2 protein-coding genes and 1 pseudogene are annotated in these 3,314 nt (G+C 45.0%); 1 reads left to right on the top strand and 2 read right to left on the bottom strand.

What is annotated here, in order from left to right; genetic code table 11:
* Together F6K57_RS40595 and arsM are read right to left on the bottom strand one after the other, a co-directional pair.
* Positions 1 to 202, bottom strand: a pseudogene (locus F6K57_RS40595) (DUF3641 domain-containing protein); the annotation flags it as partial.
* A gap of 230 nt (positions 203 to 432) precedes the next feature.
* A complete protein-coding gene (gene arsM / locus F6K57_RS40590) occupies positions 433 to 1,401 on the bottom strand; it encodes an arsenosugar biosynthesis arsenite methyltransferase ArsM (RefSeq protein WP_293074616.1) in 969 nt (322 codons plus the stop codon).
* Between the two features lie 651 nt (positions 1,402 to 2,052).
* On the opposite strand from arsM, the gene F6K57_RS40585 reads away from it, so the two are divergent.
* The coding region (locus tag F6K57_RS40585) for an AMP-binding protein (protein WP_293074613.1) at positions 2,053 to 3,314 on the top strand (1,262 nt) is incomplete at its 3' end.

Here is a 3,314-nt window from a genome sequence, read left to right as displayed (position 1 = left end):
GAATCAGCTTAATAAGCTGGTCACAAATTTCTGGAGAAAGTTCTTCAGTTCGTTTAGGACCAGCTTCCACATGGCAGTGAGTACAAGCTAGATTACAACGCTTCCCCAGATTAATTTGTAAAACCGTTATTGGGTGTTTACTTAAGGGAGATTGCAGTTTTTTGTGGAACGGTGTAACAGCTGAAACGTCTGTTTTAATCATAAGTTTTATTGACTTGTAATTGCTAGAAGTATTAATTTTGAAGGATGACTTCTGAAGTATTACTTCTAAAGTAGGATTTGTAATTTACTAATCTTTAATTAGACCATGGATTGGTTGATAAACAAATCCATGGTTTTTATTCTTCAGCCTACTCTACTTCAGATGCCAAAGATGAACAGCATTCATACTTCATACTTCATACTTCATACTTCATACTTCATACTTCACCTTTAACAACAACCACCACCAACATAGTGCCAAGTTGAATCAGTGACTAAGATTTCTTCTGGATTCACCTTTCCTAATTTCGCGGCTGTTTTATCACAAACAGCGGCTGGCACACCACGGGAGAGGATGTGTCCCGCATTGTCATCAAAAAACTCTTCCGCGCCCATGTAAATTGCTGTCTTGCCAGTAAAAATACATGGTCCATCCTCTGGGATCACAACTTTGAAAGAAACAGAATCCAGACTTTCCAGCAGCAGGGGTTCTTCTAGGTTGTAGTTTTGGCAATCCAGAAGCCGATAGGGACGCTTTGCTCGAATTTCTACTTGACCAAAACCTGACCTGACCAGGTGCTGAACATAGGATTGATAAGTGAGCGCACCAGACAGACACATAGCTCGTAGCCGCTCATCTTCCTGTAGATGGGGTGGAATCGGACGAGTTGCAATGGGGTCACTCATTAACAGTCGTCCACCTGGTTTTAACACTCGATAGGCTTCTTTGAGTGCCTTCATCAGGTCAGCCGGTTCAAAGATGTTGAATAGGCAATTCTGAGCAACCACATCTACAGAATCATCTGGCATCGGTAGGGCAAAGGCATCCCCTTCCCGAATTTCCACAAAACTCTGGTCAAACCAGGCATTGTCTTGAGCAGCAATTTTCAGGTTACGGGTAGCCGCCTCCCGCATTGCCTGAACTGGCTCAACAGCAATCACCCCCCCTGGACGTTGGGAAAAATAAGCAAACTGTAACGCCTCCAAGCCACCACCAACACCGACATAGAGGACAGTTGGCTGATTGCTGAGTTCTGTGGGATGTACCGTAGTACCGCAGCCATAATTCATCTCCGCCATCAGTGGAGGAATTTTCAGTCCTGGCAGTTGTAAGGGGCTACTTTGGACACAACACAAACCAACTTGGGGTGTTTGAGCGACTTCAGAATAAAATTCAGCAGTTGTTTCGAGATAGGTCATCTGAATCCTTTACTTGGCAAAGATGGTAATGCTATTGATAGTAGGGTGGAAATTGAAAACTAATTTTGAACCAGTATAGTTCCTCAGTTGAGCTTTAATGCTACAAAATTCATGTATCGTCTGATACCAAATCCCGGTTCAAAACCCCGTTGATTATTTTGATCATCTAGTCAGCGAAGCGCAGACTTTGTCATCTTCGAGAAGGCTTCCCCTATGTCTAGCCGCTATTTATTATTGGTTTAGGCTAAAGGGAAGCTATAAGTGGGATTTGGAATTAACTTGCTGTTGCAGGCTTTTAATCCAATTTGTCTTCAGGCAAGCAACGGTAGAATACCTTGCCTCACCCTTAGATGCTATTAAACTCATGCCAGATGAATTTTTAGAGTAGTACACCATGAATTTTTACTGAGATTACCACGCGATCGCTCATGCTTAGGGCATAGGATGCTGGGGTAATCAGGTGATTAGCTCATGGGGTGACTCTGGTGACTATGGTGACTCGGCTAACTCTGGTGAGTGTGGACTATTCTACGAGTGATTAACCAGACTTCATCTAAGACAGAAACTATAGTGTCCACTCAACACTGCCAATCACCTCTAAGCAGAAGAGTATGGTAGAAAGAGCTACCGAAGCAATCAGGGAGTTGATGAATGTCGAAAAACCAGTATGCAGAACGCCTCAGACAACAAGAGAGAGTTTACCTCAAGCGTGTTGCTGATTACTCTTCACTAGAGTCGATACCAGAAATCTGGCCCCTTGCTGCCCAACGCTTTGGGTCAATCATTGCTCTGCAAGACCCTCACGCTGTGGGAGCTCATGGTGCTCCAGCTTCGACCCTGACCTATACCCAGTTGCAGGAGCAAATCGAGCAATTTGCGGCTGGATTACAATCCCTAGGCTTCCAGCCAACACTCGATGAGAAGGGTATTCCTACCCGAATTGCGTTATTTGCTGATAACTCTCCTCGATGGCTAGTTGCCGATCAGGGTATCATGAGTGCAGGAGCAGTAAATGTGGTGCGCTCAGGTCAAGCAGAACGGCAGGAATTGCTTTATATTCTCGAAGATAGCGGTAGCACTGCTGTGGTGCTAGAAAACCTCAAAACTTTGGAAAAATTAGGCGATCGCTTGGATGGGCTACCCATTGAATTAGTGATTCTCCTTTCTGAAGAACAACCAGTATCGACCGGATCATCCCGACAAATTGTTAACTATACTCAACTCATGGAAGCCGGGGCATCTCGGTCTCTGACCAAAGCTAACCATAACCGGGAAACCTTGGCAACTCTGCTGTATACGTCTGGTACCACAGGCAAACCCAAAGGGGTGATGCTGAGCCATGGTAATCTCCTGCATCAGGTCAACACCCTTGGTGCAGTAATAGAAATCCAAAAAGGCGATCGCGTTCTTTCTATCCTGCCTACCTGGCACGCCTACGAACGCTCAGCGGAGTATTTTCTATTATCTCAGGGTTCCACCCAGATTTACACCAACCTGCGCCATGTCAAAAAAGACCTTAAAACCTTCAAACCTAACTTTATGGTCGGAGTACCCCGACTGTGGGAATCGATTTATGAGGGGGTGCAAAAGCAGTTTCGTGAGCAACCCCAAGGTAAGCAGAAATTAGTCCAAAACCTGCTAGGGATCAGTCAACGCTACATCGAGGCACGACGGCTTGCTCAGGGGTTGACCTTAGATAATTTAAATCCTTCACCAATCCAAAAACTATTGGCCACAGTGCAAGCTTCCTATTTATGGCCGGTTCATCAATTAGCCAATAAACTAGTTTATCAAAAAGTCCGGGAAGCCACTGGGGGAGAAATCAAGCAAGTCATTAGTGGTGGGGGTTCCTTAGCGAGGCACTTGGATAACTTCTTTGAGATTATTGGTGTCGAAGTCCTAGTCGGCTATGG

The sequence above is a fragment of the Moorena sp. SIO4A5 genome, from assembly GCF_010672005.1.
Taxonomy (GTDB): Bacteria; Cyanobacteriota; Cyanobacteriia; order Cyanobacteriales; family Coleofasciculaceae; genus Moorena.
Note: the sequence above shows the minus strand (reverse complement) of the source record. Positions and strands in the feature narration are given on the sequence as shown.